The organism is Bacillus sp. FSL K6-2841 (assembly GCF_037976435.1).
Classification (GTDB): domain Bacteria; phylum Bacillota; class Bacilli; order Bacillales; family Bacillaceae; genus Bacillus; species Bacillus pumilus.
Map to the genome: position 1 here is coordinate 2,413,301 of NZ_CP150266.1, position 24,596 is coordinate 2,437,896.

The following is a 24,596-nucleotide window of genomic DNA, read 5'->3' on the forward strand; positions in this document are numbered from 1 at the left end:
CTTTTTAGGATGAATATATTTGACTTCCTTGGCTGATAAACTCCTTCGCCTTCTTCTCCATCTCTTTTTTCACTTCTTCTGATTGATTGCGAATGTCATGGGAAATTTTCATGCTGCAAAACTTCGGTCCACACATCGAGCAAAAATGGGCAGTCTTAGCGCCTTCAGCAGGCAATGTTTCATCATGGAACGCCATCGCTCTTTCTGGATCAAGTGACAGGTTGAATTGATCCCGCCATCTAAATTCAAACCTTGCTTTCGATAAAGCATCATCGCGCTTTTGAGCAGCAGGATGTCCTTTTGCTAGATCAGCAGCATGTGCAGCAATTTTATAGGCAATCACACCTTCTCTTACATCTTCTTTGTTTGGCAGCCCTAAATGCTCTTTTGGCGTCACATAGCATAGCATCGCTGTTCCATACCAGCCGATCATAGCTGCGCCGATGGCAGATGTAATATGATCATATCCCGGAGCAATATCAGTTGTAAGAGGCCCTAATGTATAAAATGGTGCCTCTTTGCAAATCTCCATTTGCTTGTCCACATTTTCTTTGATTTTATCCATCGGAACATGTCCAGGTCCTTCAATCATCACCTGAACATCATGTTTCCAAGCGATCTCTGTCAATTCACCTAACGTTTCCAGCTCTGCAAACTGCGCTTCATCATTGGCATCAGCTATTGATCCTGGTCTAAGCCCATCTCCAAGTGAAAAGGCAATATCATACGTTTTCATAATCTCACAAATATCTTCGAAGTGGGTATAAAGGAAATTCTCTTGATGATGAGCAAGACACCACCTTGCCATAATGGCACCGCCTCTTGAAACAATACCAGTCACTCGATCGACTGTCAGCGGAATATACCTTAAACGCACACCCGCATGAATCGTGAAGTAGTCTACTCCTTGCTCTGCTTGTTCAATTAACGTGTCTCTGTACACGTCCCACGTCAAATCTTCTGCCACGCCATTCACTTTTTCAAGCGCCTGATAAATGGGAACAGTTCCTACTGGGACCGGGCAATTTCGTATGATCCATTCCCTCGTTGTATGAATGTCCTTTCCTGTAGACAGATCCATCATGGTGTCTGCCCCCCACCTGATCGCCCATGTCATTTTTTCAACTTCCTCATCAATGGAGGATGTCACAGCTGAATTGCCAATGTTCGCATTGATTTTGACATGAAAATGCCTTCCGATAATCATCGGTTCACTTTCAGGATGGTTAATATTCGCTGGAATGACGGCTCTTCCGCTCGCTACTTCCTCTCTCACGAACTCAGGGCTTAGCTCTTCTCTTAACGCGATGAACTCCATTTCAGGCGTTACAATACCTTTTTTTGCATAATGCATTTGCGTTACACAGGCACCTTTTTTTGCGCGAAGCGGCTCATGATGAAAATCAGTATGAACATGTTGATGAGACGCTTTCTCTTTGGAGCGATATCCGTTATCTTCAGGTTTCACATGACGTCCTTCATACCTTTCTATATCCCCTCTTTCTTCGATCCATGCTGCTCTCAGACGGTTAAGCCCCTTTGTCACATCGATATGGGCACGCTCATCGGTGTAAGGTCCACTCGTATCGTACACACGAATCGGTTCATTTTGAATGTTTCCCGCCTGCGTCACCGTTTGCGTGAGGGCAATTTCTCTTTTTGGCACTAAAATGTCAGGTCTTGACCCTTTCTCATACACCTTTCGGCTGCCATCAAAGCTTGATAATAACGATTGAGTTGTTGGAGTATTTTCCTTTTCTTTCATTTGCTGTTCTCTCCTTCTCTTCTTGTCACCGGACAGGATGGAATCAGCACCAGCAAAAAACCAGGCTCTATGAAAAGAACCTGGTTTCGTCGTTAGAAATAAACATGAATGTCATCCATAAATGACACATGTATCATCTTCAACTTCCCCACGCTGGTACGAGCCAGATCAGGTCCAAAGGGTTAAGAAGCTTATACTTCTCTCTCAGCCCAGCCGCGGGCACCCCTAGTCACATTTATTTATTTCCAAAACAGTGTAGCATAGAGATGCCATGAAAAAAAGAAGTTTTAGGAAAATAGTTCCTTTCCACTACAAAAGAGATACAGCGAGCTTAATATACAACTTTATATACATCATCCATCCCAAACATTTAAATAAAAACTGAAATAATCATTGATCCTTTTCTCCTATTATGTATAATTAATCTAAACGGAGAATTTTTATACAAACTTTTTAAAAGGAAGTTCTAGTCGATTGCAAACATTTCTCACATTTATCGTCGTAGGATTCTCAATTGCTCTGCCAGTTGGAGCGATCACGGTTGAAATGACAAAACAGGGATTAAAAAACGGCTTCTTTCATGGTTTAACTGTAGGAGCAGGCGGCATGACCATCGATCTCCTGCTTATTTTGGCTTTATATGCTGGATTTGCTCAGTTTTTATCACTGCCATTTGTCCAAATCCCGCTCTGGCTGATCGGAGCTATCTTCTTAATGATTCTCGCATACGATTCCATTAAGCATGCGGATCAAGACATCCATTTAGCTGGCGAAAAAGTCAATAAATCTTTCGCAAAAACGTACAGAAACGGCTTGCTTGTTGCGGTTTCTCCTGGAAACCTTGTGTTCTGGGTTTCTGTATTCGGAGTTGTACTGGCAGATGCATATACAAAAACAGATTCATCTGAATTTATGCTGGCATCAGGTGGTATTCTGGCAGGAATTCTCCTTCATGACATCAGTCTTCTCACCCTTGTATCCTTAACAAGAAAAGTGATGAATCGAACGATGATTAAATGGACATCCATTATTGCTGGTATTTTATTACTTGGGTTTGGCTGTTATTTCTTTTACGAATTTTATATAGGCATTAAGGTTTATTTTTTAAGAAAAGGCTAAAGTTCTTGAGGAACTTTAGCCTTTTTTATTCTCCAACCTATCGAGTCATGCCTGTTTGACCTGTTTCAAATTGTGTTCTTCTCATATCTCTAAAGCGTGTGAAAGCCCCCTCGTCTTTAATGACTTGGACAGCTCTTCCATCCGCATAACGAGTCGCTGCTTCTTCCACTTGTGATACGCCCTCTGATGTCAGACGTCCATCTGATTTAATGGCAATATACACATTTTCATCTGTTACCATCACCTGTGAGTCTGCAACGTGGTTCATTTTATTGACGCGATTGGCAATTTTTCTTGAACGCTGCACGTTCTCTTGTTTATCGTAGCCAGAGAACGACATTTGGTTATGATAGTTCATATCTCCATGACTGTAGCGTCCATCTCCACCTGCGAGAGGCGTTCGATCATCTGCTTGAGGACGGGTGCGATAATCAACATTCGTTGTATTCCCACCGTTCATTCCCTCCATGAGTTCAGAAACTGGCCCTTGATGATCTTGGTGATTGTCATCCGCTCGGTTATTCGAATGATATCCCACTGGCTGACCTGATTGATTATGACGTGTATCTACACCTGCATTGTCATTTGTACCACATGCCGTTAACCCAATAGGAAGAAGCACTAATGCGATCGTTTTTTGCCATTTTTGTCTCAAACGAAAAACCCCCTGTACAAATTCAATCTCATGAGCGCGAAACAGGCTCTGTTTTAGCATGTACAGTTTGGGGAAAAATCAAGCTGTCAGTTATAAACAAAAAAAGGAACGATTGAGATCGCTCCTTCTGTTATTACTCTTCTTCGTCTTCCTCTGGTCTTGCAAAAACAGATTGACCTGGATATGGCTGCATATAAGGCTGAGCTGGATAAGCTCCCATTTGGCCATAAGGTACAGGATTCGGGTAATGTCCTGGCCACGGCTGATGCTGCTTCATGCCATCATCACATCCGCAGTCTTCCTTGCCATAAGCTTCATTTGAAACATTTGGATAAAAGCCTTGATTCACGTTCGCATTGACGTTGGCGTTGGCATTGGCATTTGGATGCATATGGTGGTGCCAGTGATGCCCGTCGTTTGCATGATGTTCATAATGTTCTCCGTAATAAGCTGGCGCTTGATACGCAGGATAATACGGCTGCGCTGGGTACGGATATGGCATCATGTGATGGTGATAATATGGCTGGACAGGATAGCAAAGACCTGACCCTGGTAAAATTGGCGATGCTGGCACCATTTGCTGCGGATATGGATACATTGCCGGCATGTAATGCCCATGACCATAATAAGGATCATATGCGTCATGATGCTGGTGATGGTGATGATGTTCCTTATTCTCAGCCATTCCCCCTACCGCTGCGCCTCCTACATTCGGCATTTGCGGGAAATTAGGAAGGTTTGGGTAATTGCTGTGCTCCATATCTTTTCCCTCCTCCTTTTGATGCGGAATATGAATAAACGGATCATATCCCTTTGCCACTTCATCTTTTAAATGACCTTTATTTTCATGATGGAAATGGTCCTTGTTATCTTTATGCTCCTTATTCTCATGATGAACATGATGATCTTTATGATCCTTTTTGTCATGAACATGATCTTTCTTTTCATGAACGTGGTCTTTTTTCTCATGATGTTCTTTTTTAGGAGGAGGCGTGAATGGCTGGTAGAGATTGGTCTGATAATAGTTCACATCGACTTGCGGAAAAACTGGCTGCTCGATCTTTGGCACTGGCGGTACATAAGGTACAGGTTCGTTTGGCTTTTCTTTCGGCTTCGTATCTTGCACTTGCACGACATCTTTTGGCTTTTCTTTCACATACGGATGTTCTTTTGGTTTTGGCATTTCTTTTGGTTTTGGCATTTCTTTTGCTTTGTGATGATCTGTTTTTACAGGAACACCACTTGATGGAATCTTGATCTTCATACCCGGCATGATCAAATCTGGGTTACTGAGCTGTGAATTTAGTTTTTTCAATTCTTGAAAGTCGACTCCATATTTCTTTGAAATTTTCCAAAGGGAGTCTCCTTTTTGCACAATATGAATTTTCAACGTTTTCCCCTCCTATGCAAAACGTGAACGTAACGGTTATGTCAGAAGTACAATATGTTTCACCATAAATTTATGCCTATTTACAAGCCGATATGATAAAAACTTGTTTTCTGATAGGAGGGGCTGATTTATTATTTAATGGCGAGCATTTTATTCAGTGCAAGTAAAGCGTCTTTTGTTGTGTCTTCATTAACTTGAATCAAACCGACCGGATCACCTTTCTCTATGCTTTCTAGTGACCATAACAAATGAGGGAGATCGATCCGATTCATCGTCAAACATGGACACATATCCGGATTAAGGGATTCAATTTGTTTATCTGGATGCTGATCTATGATCCGCTTGACCAAATTCATCTCTGTTCCAATCGCCCACTTGCTTCCTGCTGGTGCTTCCTTGATCGTATCAATAATAAATTTCGTTGAACCTGCAAGATCAGAAGCCCTGACGACCTCATGGGTGCACTCTGGATGGACAAGGATTTGAATGTCGCGGTCTCTTTTTCTCGTTTCTTCAATATTCCGCAACGTAAATTTCTCATGGACAGAGCAGTGGCCTTTCCATAAAATCATCTTGATGCGGGATAGCGGCTGATCGGTGATGAGCCTTTCTTCTATTTGATCCCAGACAGCCATTTCTTCAAGTGAAATGCCTAAATCAAAGGCCGTATTACGCCCCAAATGCTGATCAGGGAGAAACAGAATCCGCTCTTTTTGTGTGAGCGCCCACTCCAGCATTTTCTTAGCGTTTGATGATGTCACAGTTGCTCCGCCATGTTTGCCAACAAATGCTTTAATATCAGCTGTTGAGTTGACATACGTAAGTGGAAGGATCGTCTCCCCAAACAGATCAGTCAGCTGCTCCCATGCTCTATCCGTTTGTTTCATGTTCGCCATATCTGCCATTGAACAGCCAGCTCTCATATCTGGCAAAAGAACCTTTTGATTTTTTTTTGATAGCATATCTGCTGTTTCAGCCATGAAGTGAACACCGCAGAACACAATGTACTCCGCTTCCTGATTGTCTGCAGCTATTTGTGCGAGCTGCAATGAATCTCCTGTTGCATCAGCAAATTGGATGACTTCATCCTTTTGATAATGATGCCCTGGTATAAAAAGCTTTGATCCAAAGGCGCGTTTAATGTCTACCACACGCTGCTCCATCTCATCAACTGACCGGTGTTTATATTCTTCTGGCATCATCGCTGCATGTTGATTCGCGAGTACATCAAGCAGTGACATGAGTGGTTCCCCCTTTATGACTGAATTCCATATTCATACTAAAATCAAATGCTGGGGCAGAATGTGTCAGAAAACCGAGCGAAATAAGGTCGACACCTGTCCCTCTGTAACTTGGCAATGTCTCTAGCGTGATGCCTCCTGAAGCCTCAGTCAGAATTGTCTCCGGCGTCATTTGTTTAAAACGTTTTACTTCGTCCGGAGAGCAGTTGTCAAACATGATGACATCGGCTTTTGCATCAATGGCTTCCTTTAGCTGCATTTCTGATTCAATTTCTACTTCAATTTTCACCATATGACCGGCATATGCTCTTGCTTTCTCTACAGCTTCACGAATAGAGCCGCATGCGGCAATATGATTATCTTTGATCATCACCCCATCTGATAAGCCAAAGCGATGATTCTTTCCCCCACCTGTTTTCACAGCGTATTTCTCTAACATACGCAAGCCGGGCGTCGTTTTTCTCGTATCACAAATTGTAATCGACGGGTCCGCTAATCGCTCCACTGCTTCATGTGTTAAAGTGGCGATACCTGTCATGCGCTGCAAGACATTTAAAATGACCCGTTCTCCTTTTAATAAGTCGCTGACTGGTCCCTTTATTTTCGCCAGCACTTCCCCTGAATGAATCCAATCACCTTCTTCAAAAAACAACTCAGCCTCAATCTGTTCATTCAGCAGGCGGTACCCTATGTCAATGACTTGAGAACCAGCCAATACACCCGATTGTTTTGCGATGATATAGGCTGTTCCTTTCTTTTCTCCAAAAATGCCATCAGCTGACACATCTCCAAAACCAATATCTTCTGCGAAAAAATGAGTCAGCATTTGTTTTAACTGTAAACGTTCCATTTAGCACCGATCCTTTCATTTTTCATCATGTGAATGTGACCTTTTTCATGGACAATTTGCACACCCCGCCATAATGCATCATTCCGCTTTGGACAATCCATTCGATAATGACCACCTCTGCTTTCTGTACGAAGTAATGCAGACTTCACAAGACAAATCGCTAATGTCCATTGATTGCTTAATTCGATCTGTTCACTTGTGATATCCTTCACATTCATTTGCTGATAAGGGACTTGCTGTAATGTTTGCAGTAAGGTCTTCAGCCCTTTTTCGTCTCTTACAATTGCGGCATATGTCGTCATCCATTGTCTCAACTGATCCTCTGAAATCGCTGGCACAGGCCATATTTCTTGAATTGAGAAAGAGGGGATTGTTTTTTTCTGTTTAGGTACTTGTTCAATTCTCCGTGCCGCTTTGTTTCCTAAAACGAGACCTTCCAAGAGAGAATTACTCGCCAATCGGTTCGCTCCGTGTAAGCCTGTACAGGCCGCTTCTCCGATAGCAAAAAGAGATGGAACCGTCGTTTCTCCATATTCATTCACGCAGATTCCGCCCATTAAAAAATGCATACCAGGGGAAACTGGGAGCCTGCCGCTTGCTATATCGACACCTGCCCGCTCACACATTCCAGCAATTGCTGGAAAACGAACTGAGAAATGTGAAATTTCGCTGATATTGAGATACAGCTCATGACCTAATTGCTGCTCATGAAAAATAGCTCTAGAGACGATATCTCTAGGCGCTAAATCACCTTGTGGGTGAATGCCTTTCATGATTCTCCTGCCTGTTTCATCTTCTAAATAGGCTCCCTCTCCTCGGACTGCCTCTGAAACGAGACCGACTGCTTTTCCAGCGATCGTCAAGAGGGTAGGATGAAATTGAACAAATTCGAGATCAGTTAATTGTGCACCGGCTCGATAAGCCATCATCAGTCCGTCTCCTGTTACAGAAGGGTCATTTGTGTTTGTTTCATAAAGGGAGCCGCAGCCGCCTGTCGATAAGACAACGGCATCTGCGGTCATGGTATGTACGTGACCTTTCTCATCTCTCCATACCACACCTATGCAGGTTCCTTCATGAACGAGTAAATCAATGACATGGTGATATTCATATAAATGAATATGTGAGCCAAGCTGATTTTTTAAATACTGAACGAGGGTTTTGCCTGTTTGATCTCCTCCTGCATGCAAAATGCGATGAGTCGCATGTGCCCCCTCTTTACCTAATTGCGGCACGCCTGTCTCCGTTTTATCAAATGGACAGCCTTCTTCTACGAGCTGCTCCACCATATGTTTTCCAAGACTGACGATCTCTTGTACCGCCATCTCATCATTGTGATCACAGCCGGCAGCTAATGTGTCTTGTACATGCTGATGAACAGAATCTTGTGCTGAAAAGGCAGCAGCGATCCCCCCTTGTGCAAGCATGGAATTGCTAGAGGAAAATTGTTTTTTTGTCATCATGATGACTTCGCAGCTTGCTGAAATGGTTTTTGCAAAGGAAAGTGCTGCAATACCTGATCCCACCACAATGATTTTTTTAATTGATGACACCATTGCCCCTCCTGTCATTTACACCTGTCTTGACACATATCATTACACAACACTACAATAAATACAAGAAAAAATTTTCACATAGGAGATGGATGGATTGGTTTATTTAGATTACGCAGCTTCTACACCTGTTTCGGAGGAGGCACTGCATGTTTTTCAGCAGCTAAGTAAAGATTGCTACGGGAATGCAAGCAGTCTTCATGATGCAGGCGGAAGAGCAAATGACATACTGACCTACAGCAGACAATCAATCGCTGCCATTCTTGAGGGCGAACCAGACGGCATCTACTTTACAAGCGGCGGAACGGAATCCAATCTTCTTGCGATTCAATCGATGGCAAATGGTCTGCCAACACACAAGCAGCATGTCATCACAACTTCTGTAGAGCATCCTTCTGTTCATCATGCGGTTAAAAGCTTAGAGCGTCTTGGTGTGAAGGTCACAATCATTGAACCGAATCAAGATGGGATCATCACTCAGGACATTCTCAAAAATGCATTATTACCTGAAACAGGACTAGTATCTATTCAGCATGCTAATTCAGAAACAGGAATTATCCAGCCGCTCGCTGAATTAGCACCCATTTTAAAAGAAAGGCACATTCTTTTTCATACAGATGCCGTGCAAACTTTCGGAAAAATTCGTGTGTCCATCATGGAGCTTGGGGTTGATGCTGTATCCATCTCTAGCCATAAAGTGTATGCACCTAAGGGCGCTGGTGCTGTCTATATGGGCACTCAAGTTCCTTGGAAGCCTTTATATTCAGGTGCAGTTCAGGAAAATGGCTTCCGCGTTGGAACAGTGAACGTTCCATGTATCGGTGCTTTTGCTACTGCGAGCGAGCAATTGATGCTTAAGCTAGATGAGCAAAAGCGGCAAAATGAGCAGCTTCGTGATTATTTTCTTCAGCAGCTGAAAATGAGACAGCTTCCTGTTCGTACACTTCACAACAATAGCAATCGCCTTATGCTGCCTCATATTATTGGTTGTTTTTTTGAAGGGTTTGAAGGACAATATGTAATGTTAGCATGTAACCGGCATGGGATTTGTATATCGACTGGAAGCGCATGTGCTTCTGGTTATCATCATCCTTCCCCGGCTGTGAAGGCATTGCACGTATCAGACCGTGATGCTCTTCAATTCATTCGACTATCATTTGGATCGAAGTCATCAAAAGAGGACATCAATCAGCTTTTGCATACATTTGAACAATTGCAAAAGGAGAAGAAAGGAGCATAAGACGTGGAGCAAGAGAGGAAACTCATTGGCGAAGAGAGAAGAAACGCCATTTTAGAGTGGCTGAAAGAAACAGATACACCACTCACCGGGAGCTTTTTGGCTAAAAAGGCGGCTGTCTCTCGACAAGTCATTGTACAAGATATCTCACTATTGAAAGCAAAAAACGAACCCATTATTGCCACAAGTCAAGGCTATGTGTATATGGCATCTCAGCATACGCCAGAAAGAGAAATTGAACAAATCATCGCCTGCAAGCATGATCCTGTTCGGACAGAAGAGGAACTGACTTTAATTGTAGATTTTGGGGTGACGGTAAAAGATGTGATCATAGAGCACCCTGTTTACGGTGAACTCACGGCCTCTATTCGCGTCAGCACTCGCAAGCAAGTAGCTGATTTCGTTCATCACATTTCTAACACGGGCGCCTCCTACTTGTCAGAACTAACAGACGGCGTGCATTTACATACACTCACTTCTTACAGTCAAAAGCAGCTTGACCAAGCCATCCAAGCGCTTGATGAAGCTGGCTTTTTAATTAAAGACTAAAAAAAATAGTGTCCTGTAAGGGACACTATTTCAGATTGTTGACAAAGGGCTAAAATATACTTGATTTTAGCCCTTTGTCTTCTTTTCAGCGTGATAGAAAACCTTTGAAGTCTAGGAAGGACGAGCACTGGCACGGAGCGAATTTGACATTCGTGAGTACCAGCGCGCAGGACTGACACCGAATGCGAGGGTTTGTCTACACGCTGAAATAGTGTCCTGTAAGGGACACTATTTTTCATTCGTTAGTTCATATGTTTGATAGCTGCCGAGCAATTTGACTTCACAGCCAATCGCTTCTAATTCCTGAATCGCACCAGGGACAAGGACTTCATCCATTTCTTTTTCTATATCTATAATAAACAAATAGTGTCCAAGACCCGTTTTTGTTGGACGAGATTCAATTTTTGACAAGTTGAGATTCCGCCAAGAAAAGGCAGATAACACGCGATGCAATGCACCTGATTGGTCATCCTTTGGCAGACTGACGACAATGGTCGTTTTTGGCTTCGATGAGAACCCAGCATTCATCGGGAACGATGCTTTAGGATCTTTATGTAAAATAACAAAGCGTGTATGATTGTGCGGATAATCATGAATATCTTTTTTTGCAATTGTTAAACCATACGTTTGTGCGGCAATTTCATTGGCAATCGCCCCAGCAGCCTCATCCGGATGCTCACTGATATACTTCGCTGCATAACCTGTTGATTCAACTGGACGATGCGGAATATCTGGGTACTGCTTTTTCAGAAATTGATGACACTGGGCAATTGCATGCGGATGTGATTGGATCACATCTAATGTCTCCCAGCTTTCCGCTCTTGATGGGTGGACAAGCAAATGCTGTCGAATCGGTGCTGTCATTTCACCAACAATGGACAGCGCTTCTTCATGAATTAAATAATCAATCGTTAAGTTCACAGATCCTTCGAGTGCATTTTCAAGTGGAACGACCGCCAAATCGACTTCGCCTTTTGATACAGCATCCATACATTGCGGAATCGTTGCATAGGCACGCTGCACTGCATCTGCTGGAAAGCAAGAGCATACGGCCAAATGAGTAAATGTTGCCTCTGGTCCAAAATAACCTACAGTTAATTGCTTCATCTGCTATGATCTCTCCTTTTACGCCCCAGAACCTAGAATTTCAACTTTTTCGACAAATTCAAGTTTTCTTAATTGATTCATGACTGTATTGATATCATCTGCCATACCAGCCGTGCTAATGGATAGGGTGACATTCGCTCTTCCTTGTAGCGGAATCGTTTGGTGAATGGATAGCACATTACAGCCAGAGTCAGCCACAATTTGCAGCAGTCTTGACAGAGCCCCAGACCGATCCTCAAGGTGGAAAAACAATGTGATGATCTGCTCTTTCACCATCGTATAAAATGGAAAAACAGCATCTCTGTATTTATAAAAAGCACTGCGGCTTAAATCCGCTTGTTGAACAGCATCGGCAACTGAATCCGCTTTTTTGCGATCGAGAAGCTTTTTGACTTCAAGCGTTTTCCGCATCGCATCTGGAAGGACATCCTCTCTTACTAAATAGAACGTTTCTTCTTTCACCTGTTTTCTCCCCTTTTAAAAACGGGAGAGCCCATGGACTGGACCCTCCTTTTGATCAATCAATAAATTCAAATTCAAATTCAAGCAGGCGAATGATGTCACCGTCTTGTGCACCACGCTCACGCAAGGCATCATCAACGCCCATTCCGCGCAGCTGTCTAGAGAATCGTTTCACGGACTCATCTCTTGAGAAATCTGTCATCTTAAACAGCCGCTCAAGTGCTTTACCCGTTATGACAAATGTACCGTCAGGATCTCTTGTGATCTCAAATGGTGCATCTCCCTCATCAAACCTGTACATCACGCGGTTATCAGACAGTTCCTCTTCATTATAAAGCGGGAATTCCGGTGTTGTTTCAAGCTGATTGGCGATTTCAAATAAAAGCTCACGAAGCCCTTCTCTTGTGATCGCACTAATTGGGAACACTTTATAGTCATCCGTTAATTTTTCTTTAAATGCCGCTAGATTGTCAGCTGCATCTGGCATGTCCATTTTGTTCGCTACAATGATTTGCGGACGCTCAGTCAATCTCATATTGTACTGCTCAAGCTCTTCATTAATCGTCACATAATCTTCGTACGGGTCACGTCCTTCAAGTGCTGACATATCAATGACATGGACAATGACACGTGTCCGCTCAATGTGGCGTAAAAATTGATGACCTAAGCCAACGCCTTCATGCGCGCCTTCGATCAGTCCTGGCAGATCCGCCATGACGAAGCTTCGATTATCATCTGTTTCGACAACTCCTAGATTCGGCACAAGCGTTGTGAAATGATAATCCGCAATTTTCGGTTTCGCTGAAGAGACAATTGAAAGTAGTGTCGATTTTCCAACACTTGGGAAACCAACAAGTCCAACATCTGCAAGTACTTTTAATTCTAAGATGACGTCACGTTCTTTACCTGGCTCGCCATTTTCAGAAAGCTGTGGTGCAGGGTTTGCCGGTGTTGCGAAACGTGAATTTCCACGTCCTCCACGTCCGCCTTTTGCGATGACAGCCCGCTGTCCATGCTCTGTTAAGTCAGCGAGTACTTGTTCCGTCTCTGCATCCGTCACAACCGTACCGGGCGGAACTTTGACAATCATTTCTTCCGCATTTCGGCCATGCTGGTTTTTACTCATTCCGTGCTCGCCGCGATCCGCCTTAAAATGACGCTTATAACGAAAGTCCATCAATGTTCTGAGTCCTTCGTCTACTTCAAATACCACATCTGCGCCATTTCCACCGTCGCCGCCAGCCGGCCCGCCTTTTGGCACATATTTTTCACGACGGAACGCCACCATACCGTTTCCGCCGTCACCGCCTTTAACATACACTTTAACCTGATCTACAAACATAACTTCCTCCGTTTCTCTGCATCACATATCTCATTCTTGCCTCAAACAAAGCTCAATCATCGACTCATGACTTGTCACATGAAATTGAACTACACTCATACATGGATAGTTTGCGTCATGAAACGCATTTAACGCATCCAAACTTGTTAATTTTCCTTTGAAATCAAAATATAAGACCACATCATTCTCTTCATGATCTGTTTGGAACGTGACCGTTAAATGATTTTCAGTTTTTTGGCAAACTGATTGATCGAATATCGAAAACAACTCCTGTGATACCGATAGCAGCTGCGATTCATATGCTGATAAGTCTCGGGTTTCACCAAGCACTTCATATTCTAGGGTGATAAAATGCGACTCCCAATTAAATGTTAGAAAGTAATAGGCCAATTGGGGAATTTTTAAATTTGAGAGTTTGGATTCATGCTGTGCTTCAATGACCATTTCTTCTATAATTTCAAACACACGGTCATATTTTTCTAATGTCAAGTTGCCCTTGATCAGCTGCAATTTATTCATCCAGTCATGTCTTGAACGACTGAGCAGATAGATCAATTCATTTGTTAATGCAACGTGAGTTAATTTTTCGTTTTGTTTACTTGATATCTCTTCCATTATCGCACTCCCAATCGTTTGGTCTCTCTTTTAGGAGTCTTATCATCACTATGTCTCCCTGAATTATAACAGAGAAGACAGCATAGAAAAACACTAGTTATGTGAGGAAAGGTTGTTTTTTCTGATCTATAGGAGAAAATGAGGCAAAGTCAGCAAACGTTCTTTGATATTGATGGAGTGCATCTTCTTTTTCATCTTCAATACTACTTGTAAAAAGTGAAAAAAACTCCAGTCAATGACCGGAGTTTTTAGCAATTATTGTGCCGCAGGATATACGCTCACTTTTTTACGGTCACGACCGAAACGTTCGAATTTAACTGTTCCGTCGATTTTAGCGAAAAGAGTGTCGTCGCCTCCGCGTCCAACGTTTTCACCTGGATAGATTTTCGTTCCACGTTGACGATAAAGGATAGAACCACCAGTTACGAATTGACCATCAGCACGTTTAGCGCCTAAACGTTTAGACTCAGAGTCACGTCCGTTCTTTGTAGAACCTACCCCTTTTTTAGATGCGAAAAATTGAAGATCTAATCTAAGCATGAAGTTCACCTCCTATTTTTTTGTAGATATTCTCACATAATCGTGATAATCTCGTTCAATTGTTTCTAAGGAAACGACCATGCCTTCTAAAAGCAACTGGGCTTTTTCAAAGGATACTGGATCTGTATCAGCTGGCAATTCAAAAGAGAAATAGCCACCTTCCTCACCAATATCGAGCAGAGGGTCCAATCCTGTCAGTGCAATAATTGAATTGACTGAGCCGAAAACAACAGCAGATACTCCTGCACAAACGAGATCCTGACCTTTTTCAGCAAACTCGGCATGTCCAGTCATCTGAAAAGACGTAATGCTTTCATCTGCTGCCGACCGAGTAATGGTTGCTTTGATCATATCACTCACACGCCTTAAGCCGCCTTAAGCGTTGATTTTTTCGATAACAACTTTAGTGTAAGGTTGACGATGACCTTGTTTCTTGTGGTTGTTTTTCTTCGGTTTGTACTTGAACACAGTAATTTTCTTACCGCGACCTTGTTTTTCAACTTTAGCCGTTACTGTTGCTCCAGCAACTGAAGGGTTACCCACTTTGACAGTGTCTCCGCCGACAAACAATACGTTTTCAAAAGTTACTGTTTCACCTGCTTCAGCAGCTAGTTTTTCAACATAAACAGTTTGACCTTCTTCAACTTTTACTTGTTTACCACCAGTTTCGATAATTGCGTACATCTCTGCACCTCCTAATAAACTCAGACTCGCCGAATACAGGGGGCCTTAGGCTCTTTACACCTGCTTCGCGCGGTTGTAGCACGGGTGCTACATATCCATAACATTAAAAAATATATCAAATTAGACGCAGAATGTCAACGTATTTTCATCACTAGTACGGCAAAAGAAGCTCTTCCATGGAGGAGGTGGTTCTTCGATCTGAAAAATACGCATGAAGCAGTTCATTTTCGTCAAGCTGGCTCATTTTCACGCCATCTCTTTCAATAATAATCGGATGCTTACAGCCTCTTTGGAATCGCGCCATGACTTCATATACTTTTTCCTCAGCGCTCGCTCTTAGCGGAATCAGCTTTTCTACCTTTTGCTCTTTTTTACCGTAATAGCGTTCTAGTAAAAAGCGGACCCTGACATAATGCCGCTGCCGGTGCTCCATCACGAGTGAATAGGCTAAAAAGGTGAGCAGCACCCAGCCGTTGAATTGTAGCGGCGCAAACAAAAGTAATCCGACTGTCAATAGAATGAAAAAGACAAGGGAGCCTTTTATGGTAAGGGCATGTGCTCGTTGGAAAGGGTAATATGCTGATAAGAGCAAAAAGAATAATTTTCCGCCATCTAGCGGCCAAATAGGCAAAAGATTCACAAGGAAAATTGCCATATTATAAAAAGTGAACATCGTAAAAATGTCGTGTGAAATAAAAGAAGCTTCCATGAAAAACCATGCCATAAGCTGGAGCGGTACATGCTGAAGCGGCCCGCATAAAATGACCGCCAGCTCTTCCTTTAGCGGGCGGTTCCCATGCTCTTCTACTTCTACCGCCCCGCCAAACGGGAGTAGAAAAATCCGCCGAATGCGCCAATGATAATAGCAAGCAGCCGCTGCATGTCCAAGCTCATGGACAAAGACGATAATGAGCAGACAAAGCAGCGGCTTGATTTGACCAGAGAGAATCGCAAACGCCATCACAATCCACAGCAGCGGATGAATGTGAATTTTCGTCAGCATGACCAGCCATCTATTCAAAGGTCATCACCTGAATAGGATCGATAAACTGTTCATTCTGCTTAATGGCAAAGTAATATGTGCCCTTTCCTTGATCATCGAGTGAGATCTGGCCAATTTTCTCACCCTTATCGACAAAATCGTATAAGGCCACATCGGCTTTCTTTAATTGACCGTACCAGCTATAGCTGTTATCTGCATGCTGCACGACCACTGTCAGACCTGTGTCACTTTTCTTTTTCACTTCTACTACATAGCCTTCCTTCATGCTGTCAATCGCTTCAGCCGCTGTTTCGACTTTGACACCTGCTCCGTTTTGTGTAAAGGATTCCTGAACTTTTCCAGAAGCAGGTACAGCCAGTTCTTGGTTCGCTTGTACATCTTTTTGGTCTTCCTTTTTGCCCGTTAAAAAGGCAAGGGGGTTTCCAACTGTTTTCTCAAACCAGCGATTAGCAGCAGCAAATTGAAAATCTTGCTCAAAGGTCTGCGTAATGATCGGCTTCAGCTGCTGAAACGGCCCTGCCTGACCTTTAAACGAAATGGCTGTAATCAACACAAGGGATGCAGATAATAAACATTTCAGCACAAAGGCATTGGGGTTAAATAGCGGATGTTGATATTTCTTCGGCTGATGAGACGACGATTCAAAGGAAGACGACCCTGAATGCTTTTCTTCCTCTGTCAGCATGACCCATGGAGGGATATCCTCTTTTTTCTTGAAAGTCGTCTTCTTAGATGGAGCAGCTGACTGCTTCGTTTTGCGGCGCTGCGCGATTTTCTTTCGGTACTCGTCCACACTTTTCATGAGATCACCCTTTACATACAAACAGTTTGTACATTTTATGTGGCGACCTCATCTGATATGCAACAAAAAGACCGATTCTGATCGAATCGGTCTTATCTTACCTGACTGCTTATTAAGCTCTTACACCAAAAAATGCTTTCAGCTTAGCAAACATTCCTTTGTTTTCATCTTCAAATGATTGAAGTGGAACAGATTCGCCTAGTACGCGGCGGGCAATATTACGATACGCAATCGAGACTTTATTTTTAGCATCCATGACAATCGGTTCCCCATTGTTTGAAGCCTTAATCACGTCATCATCATCAGCAACAATGCCAAGAAGATCAATCGATAAGTGATGGACAACTTCATCCACATCCATTGAATCGCCACTTTTCGCCATGTGTGTACGAATACGGTTGACGATCAAACGAGGTGGTTCGATATCTTCTTGTTCTAACAAGCCAATGATACGGTCGGCATCTCTTACAGCTGAGATCTCAGGCGTCGTCACGACAATTGCCTTATCTGCACCAGATACAGCATTTTTAAAGCCTTGCTCAATTCCAGCAGGGCAATCAATGACGACATAATCAAAGTCTTGTTTCAATGATTGAATTAATTCTTTGATCTGCTCTGGCTCTACAGCCGTTTTATCGCTTGTTTGAGCAGCGGGTAAAAGATATAAAAGATCCTCGAAACGCTTATCTTTTACAAGCGCTTGATGAATTTTACATCTTCCTTCTACTACATCGACTAGATCATAAATAATGCGGTTCTCAAGCCCCATCACGACATCTAAATTCCGAAGGCCAATATCGGTATCAACTAGACACACTTTTTTCCCTTGAATTGCTAGTGCTGTGCCTAAGTTTGCAGATGTTGTTGTTTTGCCAACGCCGCCTTTTCCTGAGGTAATCACAATAGCCTCGCCCAATTTCACATTCCTCCCTCAAGCCTTGTCAGATTAGGTCTTATATGAGCCAATTGCTGCAGGCGTTCAATGATCATGTTGCCATCTATATCTAAATAAGCACATTCCATTTCATTTCCATCTTCTTTTTGATCTGGTGCACGGTTAAACACTTGTGCGATGCGAAGCTGTGTTGGAATCATACGAGATGCCGCAATGACAGCTTGTTTATTCCCATTACATCCAGCATGTGCCACACCTTTTAAAGCGCCGAGCACAAAAATATTTCCCCCTGCACGAATCGTTCCGCCAGGATTAACATCTCCTATTAATAAGAGATCTCCTTCAACATACAGTACCTGTCCAGAGCGTACAATTTTCGCTACAGAGGTAATTTCGGCCTCTGCTTTTAATCGTCTCGCCTCTTCAGTAGACATGACGTCACTTTCAATAGAGTGAATGACGAGATGTTCATTTTCAGAGACTGCTTCAGTCAAACGCATTTCCTGATCCTCTGTTAAATACCGAAAACCAAGCTTAATATGCACATTAACCTTATGTCCTTCCCTTCCATCTGTATATTGCTCAAGTAAAAGAACCTCTCGCAAGCCAGAAAGAAGGTCATCAAACGAACAGTCATCATTTAACTGTAATGTTAATCCGTTTTTTGTACCTTTTATCGTCACATATTGCTGTTTTTGAGTTTTCAAGATGCTCACCTCAACAACATACTCATTTCGCCGTAATTGGACAAACTCCTGCTTTTATTCGTCGATCAGTCCTTGTTTCATATTGATGAAAAAGAGCCTAAGCGGCACAACAAGTATGAGAGACGCAGCAGTATTTAAAAGAATCGTTGGAATAAAGCGTTCGATGACATACGTATTAAACGGCATAATCCCTGGTTGAATCGTCGCTTGAACGCCGTACACATAAAACTCCATCACGGAAACAGCAATAATCGACAGAAAGACGACCACTAACATATTCGTTTGCAAAACTTTAAAGGCTTTCGCTAGCAAATAGCAGAGCGCTCCAAAGCCAAACATATGAACACCAAGTATGCCTGTATACGAAATATCATATAAAAGTCCAAAGATAAAACCGAAAATCACACCATATTTTTGATTCACAAAAGCCGTCATAAATACAAGTGCGAGTAAGATGAAATGAGGAGCTAAAATTTGATTGTCTGAAACAAATGGGAGCTTCACTAGATCGACAAAAATACTGTCAAATACGAAGATAAACAACATGACGAAAGCAAGAAGGACACGTCTCACGAGCCTTCCTCCTTCGTCAATTCAGATGCATCTCCCGTACTTGAGCTGCGATTCACCACAATCACACGGTCTAAATTGTTGAGTTCAGCCGCTGGTTCTACATAAATGATTTTTGTCAGGCCGTAATGATCTGGCTCGATTTCACTTACCTTACCAATCGTCAAGCCTTGAGGGAATACGCCCCCTGCCCCAGATGTTTCAACAAGATCTCCTTTTTTGACATCTCCATCTGCATCAGATTTCAGAATATTCATTGTCAGCATTTTTTTCTTACTGTCATAGCCGTTAATAATTCCGTTGAGTTCTTCTTTGCCCTTTTTCGCAAAAATTTTCGTTGAAATTCTATTATTTTGGTCAGTAGAGCTTAGCAACCTTACAGTCGAAGTAAAATTGTTGAGCTTATCACTTTCAATCTTCCCAATTAACGCACCACTCTCATTTGTGACCGCCATATCTTTGTCAACGCCTTGTTTTTTTCCTTTATCAATCATGACAAAGCTATCCCAAAGGGACGGGTTTCTCGCGATAACCGTTGATAGAATTGGCGTATAATCACGAATAGAGTTCACATATCCGAGCTGCTTGCGAAGCTTTTTGTTCTCATCTTCTAGTTCTTGAAGTTTCGCCTCATATTGGGTTTGTCCATCAAGTTTTTTTCGAAGACGTTCGTTTTCATCGTATGTGTTCTTTAAATCTTGAACATTTCCATAAATACCGGCAATAAATTGTGATGGTTTATGAAAGACACCTTGAAAAAAGCCTGTCGTATCCCCCACTAATTTTTCCGGCCATGAAGCACCTCTGCCGCTTTTCACTGAAAAACCAATCATGGCCACCAGTACGATGACACAGACAAGGAGCAACATTAATCTTTTATTCATAAAAAACTGCGGCATGTCTTACACCTCTTTATTTACGCCCGATTATCGATTATCTTTTGATTTTCCTTTGAACAAATGAATATGCTCTAACGCTTTGCCTGTTCCGATTGCCACACAGTCAAGCGGGTCTTCCGCAATAATGACTGGCATCTTCGTTTCATCACTAATGACTTTGTCAAGATTACGAAGCAATGCACCGCCGCCAGTTAAAACGATTCCGCGGTCCATAATATCTGCTGCCAGCTCAGGCGGAGTTTTTTCAAGTGTCATTTTCACCGCATCAACAATTGTTTCCACTGTATCGCGAAGCGCTTTTGCAATCTCATCTGCTGTAATCGAGATCGTTTTTGGCAGACCTGTTAAAAGGTCACGGCCGCGAATATCCATTTCGTCATGTACATCAGGCTGCGCAGAACCGATTTCCATTTTAATCGCTTCTGACGTACGATCACCGATCATCAGGTTATACGTTTTACGGATGTAGCTGCTGATCGCATCATCCATTTCATCTCCTGCCACGCGGATTGATTGTGATGTCACAATGCCGCCAAGAGAAATAATGGCTACCTCTGTTGTACCGCCGCCAATGTCTACAACCATACTTCCTGTTGGCTCCCATACAGGCAGGTTAGCACCGATCGCCGCAGCAAAAGGCTCTTCAATCGGGTATGCGTCACGTGCACCAGCTTGTCTTGTTGCATCAATGACTGCACGCTCTTCTACAGCTGTAATACCAGATGGTACACATACCATCACGTAAGGTTTACGAGCAAAAAGACCTTTGCCTTTTAATGCTTGATTAATGTAATATTTCATCATTGTTGCTGTCGTCTCGTAATCTGCAATGACTCCGTCTTTCATCGGGCGTAGTGCCACAACATTACCAGGTGTACGGCCAATCATATTTCTAGCATCATTTCCGACTGCCACTATAGACTTCGTATCAGTTTCCAAGGCTACGACCGAAGGTTCTCTTACAACAATGCCTTTTCCTTTAATAAAAACAAGCGTATTCGCTGTTCCAAGATCTATTCCAAGGTCTTTTGTACCAATTCCAAACATATGTATGTATCTTCCTTTCTTAAACCAAAATTCCCTTTAGGGAAAAACTCATAAACTCTATTATATCGTAAAACATTGAAAAAAAAAGTGTTACAAATACCCTTTTTCCTTCAAACTCACAAATTTTTGATCACCTATGACTAGATGATCAAGCAGCTGTATTCCAATCAGCTTTCCACATTCAAAAAGTCGCTGTGTCACTTCAATATCTTCCCTGCTGGGCGTCGGATCTCCAGATGGATGGTTGTGCACACATATAAATGAAGCGGCCGAACGTTTAAAGGCCTCTTTGAAAATTTCACGCGGGTGAACGATCGATGAATTCAGGCTTCCAATAAACACGGTATGTTTATGAAGAACTTGATTTTTTGTATTAAGATAAAGACAAACGAAATTTTCCTGTGTCAAAAACCTCATATCTTCCATCACAAAGTTCGCTCCGTCTTCTGGTGTGCGGATCACATAGCGGTTATCCGTCGTTTGATGGTGTAATCTAGTGCCGAGTTCTAAAGCAGCTAAAAGAGAAATCGCCTTCGCCTTTCCAACTCCTCGAATCTTCGACATTTCTTCAATTGAGGCTTCTTTTACAGAGCGAAGACCGCCAAATGTTTGCAAAAGTCTTGCGGAAATTTGGAGAACTGATTCTTTTTTCGTGCCTGTTCTTAGAAGGATCGCAACAAGTTCATGATTTGACAAACTGCTGGGCCCGTATTTGATAAATCGTTCTCTCGGTTTTTCATCATGAGGGAAATGCTTTAGCAGCATAGGGAAATCGTTCAGGATGACCACTCCTTTTAGAATTCCTTCCTGTCTTCAAAAAGGGGTGATTCCAAAGGTTTCAAGCACTCTGACTGTTTTCGCAATAGGTAGACCGACAACGGAAAAATAATCACCATCTATTTTTTGAACAAACAGTGCGCCTTTCCCTTGAATGCCATAGCTTCCCGCTTTATCAAGGGGTTCGCCCGTCTCGATATAGCGGTCAATTTCATTTTGAGTCAGCGTCCAAAATGTCACTTCTGTCTGTTCATAAAATGTTTCTTTTCTATTCTCTGACTGAACCGTGACACCCGTCAAGACTTGATGTGTCTTTCCTGATAATAATTGAAGCATAAAAGCCGCTTCTTTCTTGTCTTTTGGTTTCCCAAGACATTTGCCGTGAATTGCAACAATTGTATCTGCACCAATGACCACAGCTTTGGGGTTTAATCTTTGAATATCATTTGCTTTTTGTTCTGCCAACCATTGGACGTTCTCAGCAGGTGAAAGGTTTCGATTTATTTCTTCTTTTAAATGACTTGCTTGAATGTCATAAGAAAACCCTGCTAGATCAAGCAATTCTTTTCTTCTAGGTGATTGCGATGCGAGAATCAATTGGTTCATGTTTGTTCATCCTTTCAGGGTTTAGCCTAAGAAGTAAGATACCCATTCATCCTAGCAAATGTACATCTTACCGACAATTTACGAAAATTCATTTTTCATGTACCTTCATCATTATGTTGGATGCAAAAGAAAAAAACTAGTCATTTTTTGACTAGTTTCGTTTCTTAAAAAATGATTTTACGTATTTAATTGATCAAGCAATGCCTGCTGAGATTTCCAGCCGTTTTCAGCAGTTGGGTCATTTAATAGCTGCACAGCTTTCAGCAAACCGCTTTTAGCCGGTGCGTCCTCTGTTTTGGCACTTTCAAGCTCAGAAATTAGCTGCGTGACTTCTTTTTGATCTACTTCATCGCCTGCAATCACTTTGGATGATAGTACAGATGCCTTTTCTATTAAACTAGTCAGCTCATCTGGTACTTGAAATGAGAGCTCCTTTCCTCCCCATGCCTCAAAGTGCTGATCAATCAATTTCTTCCCTACAGCGCTTGTCATCCCCTGCTCTGTCGCAAGCCCGGCAATGACATAATATCCATCATCCATGGAAACCTTTTTCCCTGCATACCCTGCATCTTTTAAACTGCCAACTAAGTCATCTGCTCCTTTTTCAGAAGAAAATTTCCCAGCCTGTACAACAAAGGTTGATAAACTGCCAGAGGCACTTTTTTCATCTTTGTTCTCTTTTGATTCATCTGTAGTGCCTGCATTCGGCTCATCCCCGCCGGCTTTCATCGATGATTGATTTCCAGAACCAGATGCCGAGACACTGATATCTCCACCTGAAGGATTTGATGTACCATCTTGACTTAAACTAAGCGCAAATACCCCAAGGCCTGTCCCAAGAACGACCGCAAACACAATCGTTGTCATCACTCTCTTAAACGGACCGCGATTTTTACCGAACTTCTGATCAAAGGAGCTTTTTTTCTTTTGATAAGGTGTGACGACTTTTGGATCAGAATGATAAATATGATCAGCAGCATCATCCCACTGGAAATCTTCTTCTTTCGGTTTAGACGAATCTTCCTGAGAAGCTGCTGTCTCCTGTTCCGAATGTCTCTTTTCTTCCCAATTCGAAAACGTCACTTGATCTTCTTGCTGTTTTGGCGGCTGATGATCATCTTCATGTACGATTTCTTCCTTGCCATTAATATTGACCTTTAGCCCTTGTTTTTTTGCCTGCCTCTTTTTCACTGTCATTCCCCGCTTTCTGACATGTTTGTAAGAAAGACCTTTCTGTCCAATGAATCAGTGCGAATTTAACCCGTCCTTCTTTCTGTTTCACACTTTAACATAGCAGGAAAAAAAAAGAACAAGACTTTTGTCGGCAGGGCAAAAAAGTGTTCGCCAATTTTTTCACCCCTTCGACTAGCCAAATAGAAACAAGACAGGGGCACCACAGAGATACAGCAGAAATGAAAAAGCGATCGAAGGAACAAAAGGGAATGGCTCGTTTAATCGAAAGGAAAAGACCTTTGCATAAACCATTCCAGCAATACATGAGAGAAAAAGCATGAGAAGGAACGGCTTGAAGCCAAAGCAAAACGCAAGCACACTGAACAGCTTCATATCAGCTCCGCCCATACTATTTGGCTTAAAATAATCTAGACTAGAAAACAAAAGAATGCAAAAAATGAGAGAAGCCGCCCCTTCCCACCAGATCAGAAGCGGTTCCAGCGTGCGGTATATGACGAAAAGAGGGAAAAAGAAGAGAAACAGCTCGTTCGGCACCCTCATATAGAGAAGATCACTCACGACAGCAATCACGAATAAACTACAAAGAATCACAAGAAAAAGACCTTCAAACGAAAAACCTGTGATGCTATAAACAAATAAAAAAAGACCGCCTGACAGCAGTTCAACCATTGGGTATAACCAAGATAGACGAATGCCGCAATGTTTACAAGACCCCTTCCATACAGCATAAGAAACGAGCGGGATCATGTCGTGCAGGGATAGCGGCTGTTTACAGGCTGTGCAGTGAGAACGTGGGAAGAGAATAGACCGCTTCACCGGCAGCCTTTCGCCTACGAGATGAAAGAACGAACCCATCGTGATACCTGCAAGAAACAAAAAAATCTCAATCATATGTGGAACTCCTTCCGGGAATAAGATAGACCGGATTTTACCATGACCCTATCCACTAAAGCATCTAGTGAAAATATGATTTTCCCCCTCTTCTAC

The 24,596-nt window shown here is 42.5% G+C and carries 27 protein-coding genes, 1 riboswitch and 1 other annotated feature; of the genes, 3 read left to right on the forward strand and 24 right to left on the reverse strand.

The window, feature by feature from the left end; genetic code table 11:
* Positions 1 to 4: 4 nt before the first annotated feature.
* Entirely contained in the window at positions 5 to 1,765 is a 1,761-nt protein-coding gene (gene thiC, locus MHH68_RS12315) for a phosphomethylpyrimidine synthase ThiC (RefSeq protein WP_061408803.1), read from the reverse strand.
* Between the two features lie 128 nt (positions 1,766 to 1,893).
* Positions 1,894 to 2,002: riboswitch (TPP riboswitch) on the reverse strand.
* 237 nt (positions 2,003 to 2,239) lie between these two features.
* Here thiC and MHH68_RS12320 point away from each other — a divergent pair.
* Positions 2,240 to 2,884: a LysE family transporter gene (locus tag MHH68_RS12320; RefSeq protein ID WP_339163311.1), complete on the forward strand. Its 645-nt coding sequence runs from the start codon at positions 2,240 to 2,242 to the stop codon at positions 2,882 to 2,884.
* A gap of 37 nt (positions 2,885 to 2,921) precedes the next feature.
* Here MHH68_RS12320 and MHH68_RS12325 read toward each other — a convergent pair whose 3' ends face one another.
* From MHH68_RS12325 to nadB, 5 genes are all read right to left on the reverse strand, one after another.
* Positions 2,922 to 3,539, reverse strand: a complete 618-nt coding sequence (locus MHH68_RS12325) for a YhcN/YlaJ family sporulation lipoprotein (protein WP_058014548.1) — start codon at positions 3,537 to 3,539, stop codon at positions 2,922 to 2,924.
* 133 nt (positions 3,540 to 3,672) lie between these two features.
* Complete coding sequence (gene safA, locus MHH68_RS12330; protein WP_339163315.1) at positions 3,673 to 4,929, reverse strand: SafA/ExsA family spore coat assembly protein; 1,257 nt, start codon at positions 4,927 to 4,929, stop codon at positions 3,673 to 3,675.
* 131 nt (positions 4,930 to 5,060) lie between these two features.
* Complete coding sequence (nadA, locus tag MHH68_RS12335; protein WP_058014546.1) at positions 5,061 to 6,170, reverse strand: quinolinate synthase NadA; 1,110 nt, start codon at positions 6,168 to 6,170, stop codon at positions 5,061 to 5,063.
* Positions 6,157 to 7,020 carry a carboxylating nicotinate-nucleotide diphosphorylase gene (gene nadC, locus MHH68_RS12340; protein ID WP_058014545.1) on the reverse strand — a complete coding sequence of 288 codons (864 nt, stop codon included), beginning with the start codon at positions 7,018 to 7,020 and terminating at the stop codon, positions 6,157 to 6,159. Before nadC ends, nadA begins: the two co-directional genes overlap by 14 nt.
* Positions 7,002 to 8,576, reverse strand: coding sequence for an L-aspartate oxidase (gene nadB, locus MHH68_RS12345; protein WP_339163320.1), 1,575 nt, complete (start codon positions 8,574 to 8,576; stop codon positions 7,002 to 7,004). Before nadB ends, nadC begins: the two co-directional genes overlap by 19 nt.
* A gap of 85 nt (positions 8,577 to 8,661) precedes the next feature.
* Here nadB and MHH68_RS12350 point away from each other — a divergent pair, with 85 nt between their 5' ends.
* The gene (locus MHH68_RS12350) at positions 8,662 to 9,813 is read left to right on the forward strand and encodes an IscS subfamily cysteine desulfurase (protein ID WP_339163322.1); all 1,152 of its coding nucleotides are present in this window, start codon (positions 8,662 to 8,664) and stop codon (positions 9,811 to 9,813) included.
* Between the two features lie 3 nt (positions 9,814 to 9,816).
* The gene (locus tag MHH68_RS12355) at positions 9,817 to 10,359 is read left to right on the forward strand and encodes a transcription repressor NadR (RefSeq protein WP_058014543.1); all 543 of its coding nucleotides are present in this window, start codon (positions 9,817 to 9,819) and stop codon (positions 10,357 to 10,359) included.
* A 228-nt stretch (positions 10,360 to 10,587) separates the two neighbouring features.
* Here MHH68_RS12355 and pheA read toward each other — a convergent pair whose 3' ends face one another.
* The 18 genes from pheA to MHH68_RS12445 form a co-directional block, all read right to left on the reverse strand.
* A complete protein-coding gene (gene pheA, locus MHH68_RS12360) occupies positions 10,588 to 11,466 on the reverse strand; it encodes a prephenate dehydratase (protein ID WP_169056878.1) in 879 nt (292 codons plus the stop codon).
* An 18-nt stretch (positions 11,467 to 11,484) separates the two neighbouring features.
* The gene (locus MHH68_RS12365) at positions 11,485 to 11,928 is read right to left on the reverse strand and encodes an ACT domain-containing protein (protein WP_003216269.1); all 444 of its coding nucleotides are present in this window, start codon (positions 11,926 to 11,928) and stop codon (positions 11,485 to 11,487) included.
* 55 nt (positions 11,929 to 11,983) lie between these two features.
* The gene (gene obgE / locus MHH68_RS12370; protein ID WP_012010757.1) at positions 11,984 to 13,270 is read right to left on the reverse strand and encodes a GTPase ObgE; all 1,287 of its coding nucleotides are present in this window, start codon (positions 13,268 to 13,270) and stop codon (positions 11,984 to 11,986) included.
* A 30-nt stretch (positions 13,271 to 13,300) separates the two neighbouring features.
* Positions 13,301 to 13,885, reverse strand: a complete 585-nt coding sequence (locus MHH68_RS12375) for a sporulation initiation phosphotransferase B (RefSeq protein WP_058014541.1) — start codon at positions 13,883 to 13,885, stop codon at positions 13,301 to 13,303.
* Positions 13,886 to 14,140: 255 nt separating this feature from the next.
* On the reverse strand, positions 14,141 to 14,425 hold the full coding sequence (rpmA, locus tag MHH68_RS12380; RefSeq protein WP_003216586.1) for a 50S ribosomal protein L27: 285 nt from the start codon (positions 14,423 to 14,425) through the stop codon (positions 14,141 to 14,143).
* A 12-nt stretch (positions 14,426 to 14,437) separates the two neighbouring features.
* Complete coding sequence (locus tag MHH68_RS12385) at positions 14,438 to 14,776, reverse strand: ribosomal-processing cysteine protease Prp (RefSeq protein WP_003216478.1); 339 nt, start codon at positions 14,774 to 14,776, stop codon at positions 14,438 to 14,440.
* A gap of 24 nt (positions 14,777 to 14,800) precedes the next feature.
* On the reverse strand, positions 14,801 to 15,109 hold the full coding sequence (rplU, locus tag MHH68_RS12390; protein WP_003216781.1) for a 50S ribosomal protein L21: 309 nt from the start codon (positions 15,107 to 15,109) through the stop codon (positions 14,801 to 14,803).
* A gap of 12 nt (positions 15,110 to 15,121) precedes the next feature.
* Positions 15,122 to 15,194 (reverse strand) — a sequence feature (ribosomal protein L21 leader region).
* 66 nt (positions 15,195 to 15,260) lie between these two features.
* On the reverse strand, positions 15,261 to 16,130 hold the full coding sequence (locus tag MHH68_RS12395) for a M50 family metallopeptidase (RefSeq protein ID WP_339163330.1): 870 nt from the start codon (positions 16,128 to 16,130) through the stop codon (positions 15,261 to 15,263).
* On the reverse strand, positions 16,123 to 16,914 hold the full coding sequence (locus MHH68_RS12400) for a M23 family metallopeptidase (protein ID WP_058014538.1): 792 nt from the start codon (positions 16,912 to 16,914) through the stop codon (positions 16,123 to 16,125). The genes MHH68_RS12395 and MHH68_RS12400 overlap by 8 nt, the downstream gene beginning before the upstream one ends.
* 112 nt (positions 16,915 to 17,026) lie before the next feature.
* The gene (minD, locus tag MHH68_RS12405) at positions 17,027 to 17,830 is read right to left on the reverse strand and encodes a septum site-determining protein MinD (RefSeq protein WP_003216504.1); all 804 of its coding nucleotides are present in this window, start codon (positions 17,828 to 17,830) and stop codon (positions 17,027 to 17,029) included.
* 2 nt (positions 17,831 to 17,832) lie between these two features.
* Positions 17,833 to 18,516, reverse strand: a complete 684-nt coding sequence (gene minC, locus MHH68_RS12410; protein WP_034661644.1) for a septum site-determining protein MinC — start codon at positions 18,514 to 18,516, stop codon at positions 17,833 to 17,835.
* A gap of 54 nt (positions 18,517 to 18,570) precedes the next feature.
* On the reverse strand, positions 18,571 to 19,089 hold the full coding sequence (gene mreD / locus MHH68_RS12415; protein WP_034661648.1) for a rod shape-determining protein MreD: 519 nt from the start codon (positions 19,087 to 19,089) through the stop codon (positions 18,571 to 18,573).
* On the reverse strand, positions 19,086 to 19,985 hold the full coding sequence (gene mreC / locus MHH68_RS12420; protein ID WP_058014537.1) for a rod shape-determining protein MreC: 900 nt from the start codon (positions 19,983 to 19,985) through the stop codon (positions 19,086 to 19,088). The genes mreD and mreC overlap by 4 nt, the downstream gene beginning before the upstream one ends.
* A gap of 27 nt (positions 19,986 to 20,012) precedes the next feature.
* Complete coding sequence (locus MHH68_RS12425; protein WP_012010766.1) at positions 20,013 to 21,032, reverse strand: rod shape-determining protein; 1,020 nt, start codon at positions 21,030 to 21,032, stop codon at positions 20,013 to 20,015.
* A 90-nt stretch (positions 21,033 to 21,122) separates the two neighbouring features.
* Positions 21,123 to 21,797 carry a DNA repair protein RadC gene (gene radC, locus MHH68_RS12430; protein ID WP_034662037.1) on the reverse strand — a complete coding sequence of 225 codons (675 nt, stop codon included), beginning with the start codon at positions 21,795 to 21,797 and terminating at the stop codon, positions 21,123 to 21,125.
* A gap of 48 nt (positions 21,798 to 21,845) precedes the next feature.
* On the reverse strand, positions 21,846 to 22,415 hold the full coding sequence (locus MHH68_RS12435; RefSeq protein ID WP_058014536.1) for a Maf family protein: 570 nt from the start codon (positions 22,413 to 22,415) through the stop codon (positions 21,846 to 21,848).
* 177 nt (positions 22,416 to 22,592) lie between these two features.
* The gene (locus MHH68_RS12440; RefSeq protein WP_061408827.1) at positions 22,593 to 23,612 is read right to left on the reverse strand and encodes an SPOR domain-containing protein; all 1,020 of its coding nucleotides are present in this window, start codon (positions 23,610 to 23,612) and stop codon (positions 22,593 to 22,595) included.
* Positions 23,613 to 23,780: 168 nt separating this feature from the next.
* Positions 23,781 to 24,500, reverse strand: coding sequence for a prepilin peptidase (locus tag MHH68_RS12445; RefSeq protein WP_339163337.1), 720 nt, complete (start codon positions 24,498 to 24,500; stop codon positions 23,781 to 23,783).
* Positions 24,501 to 24,596: the final 96 nt, after the last annotated feature.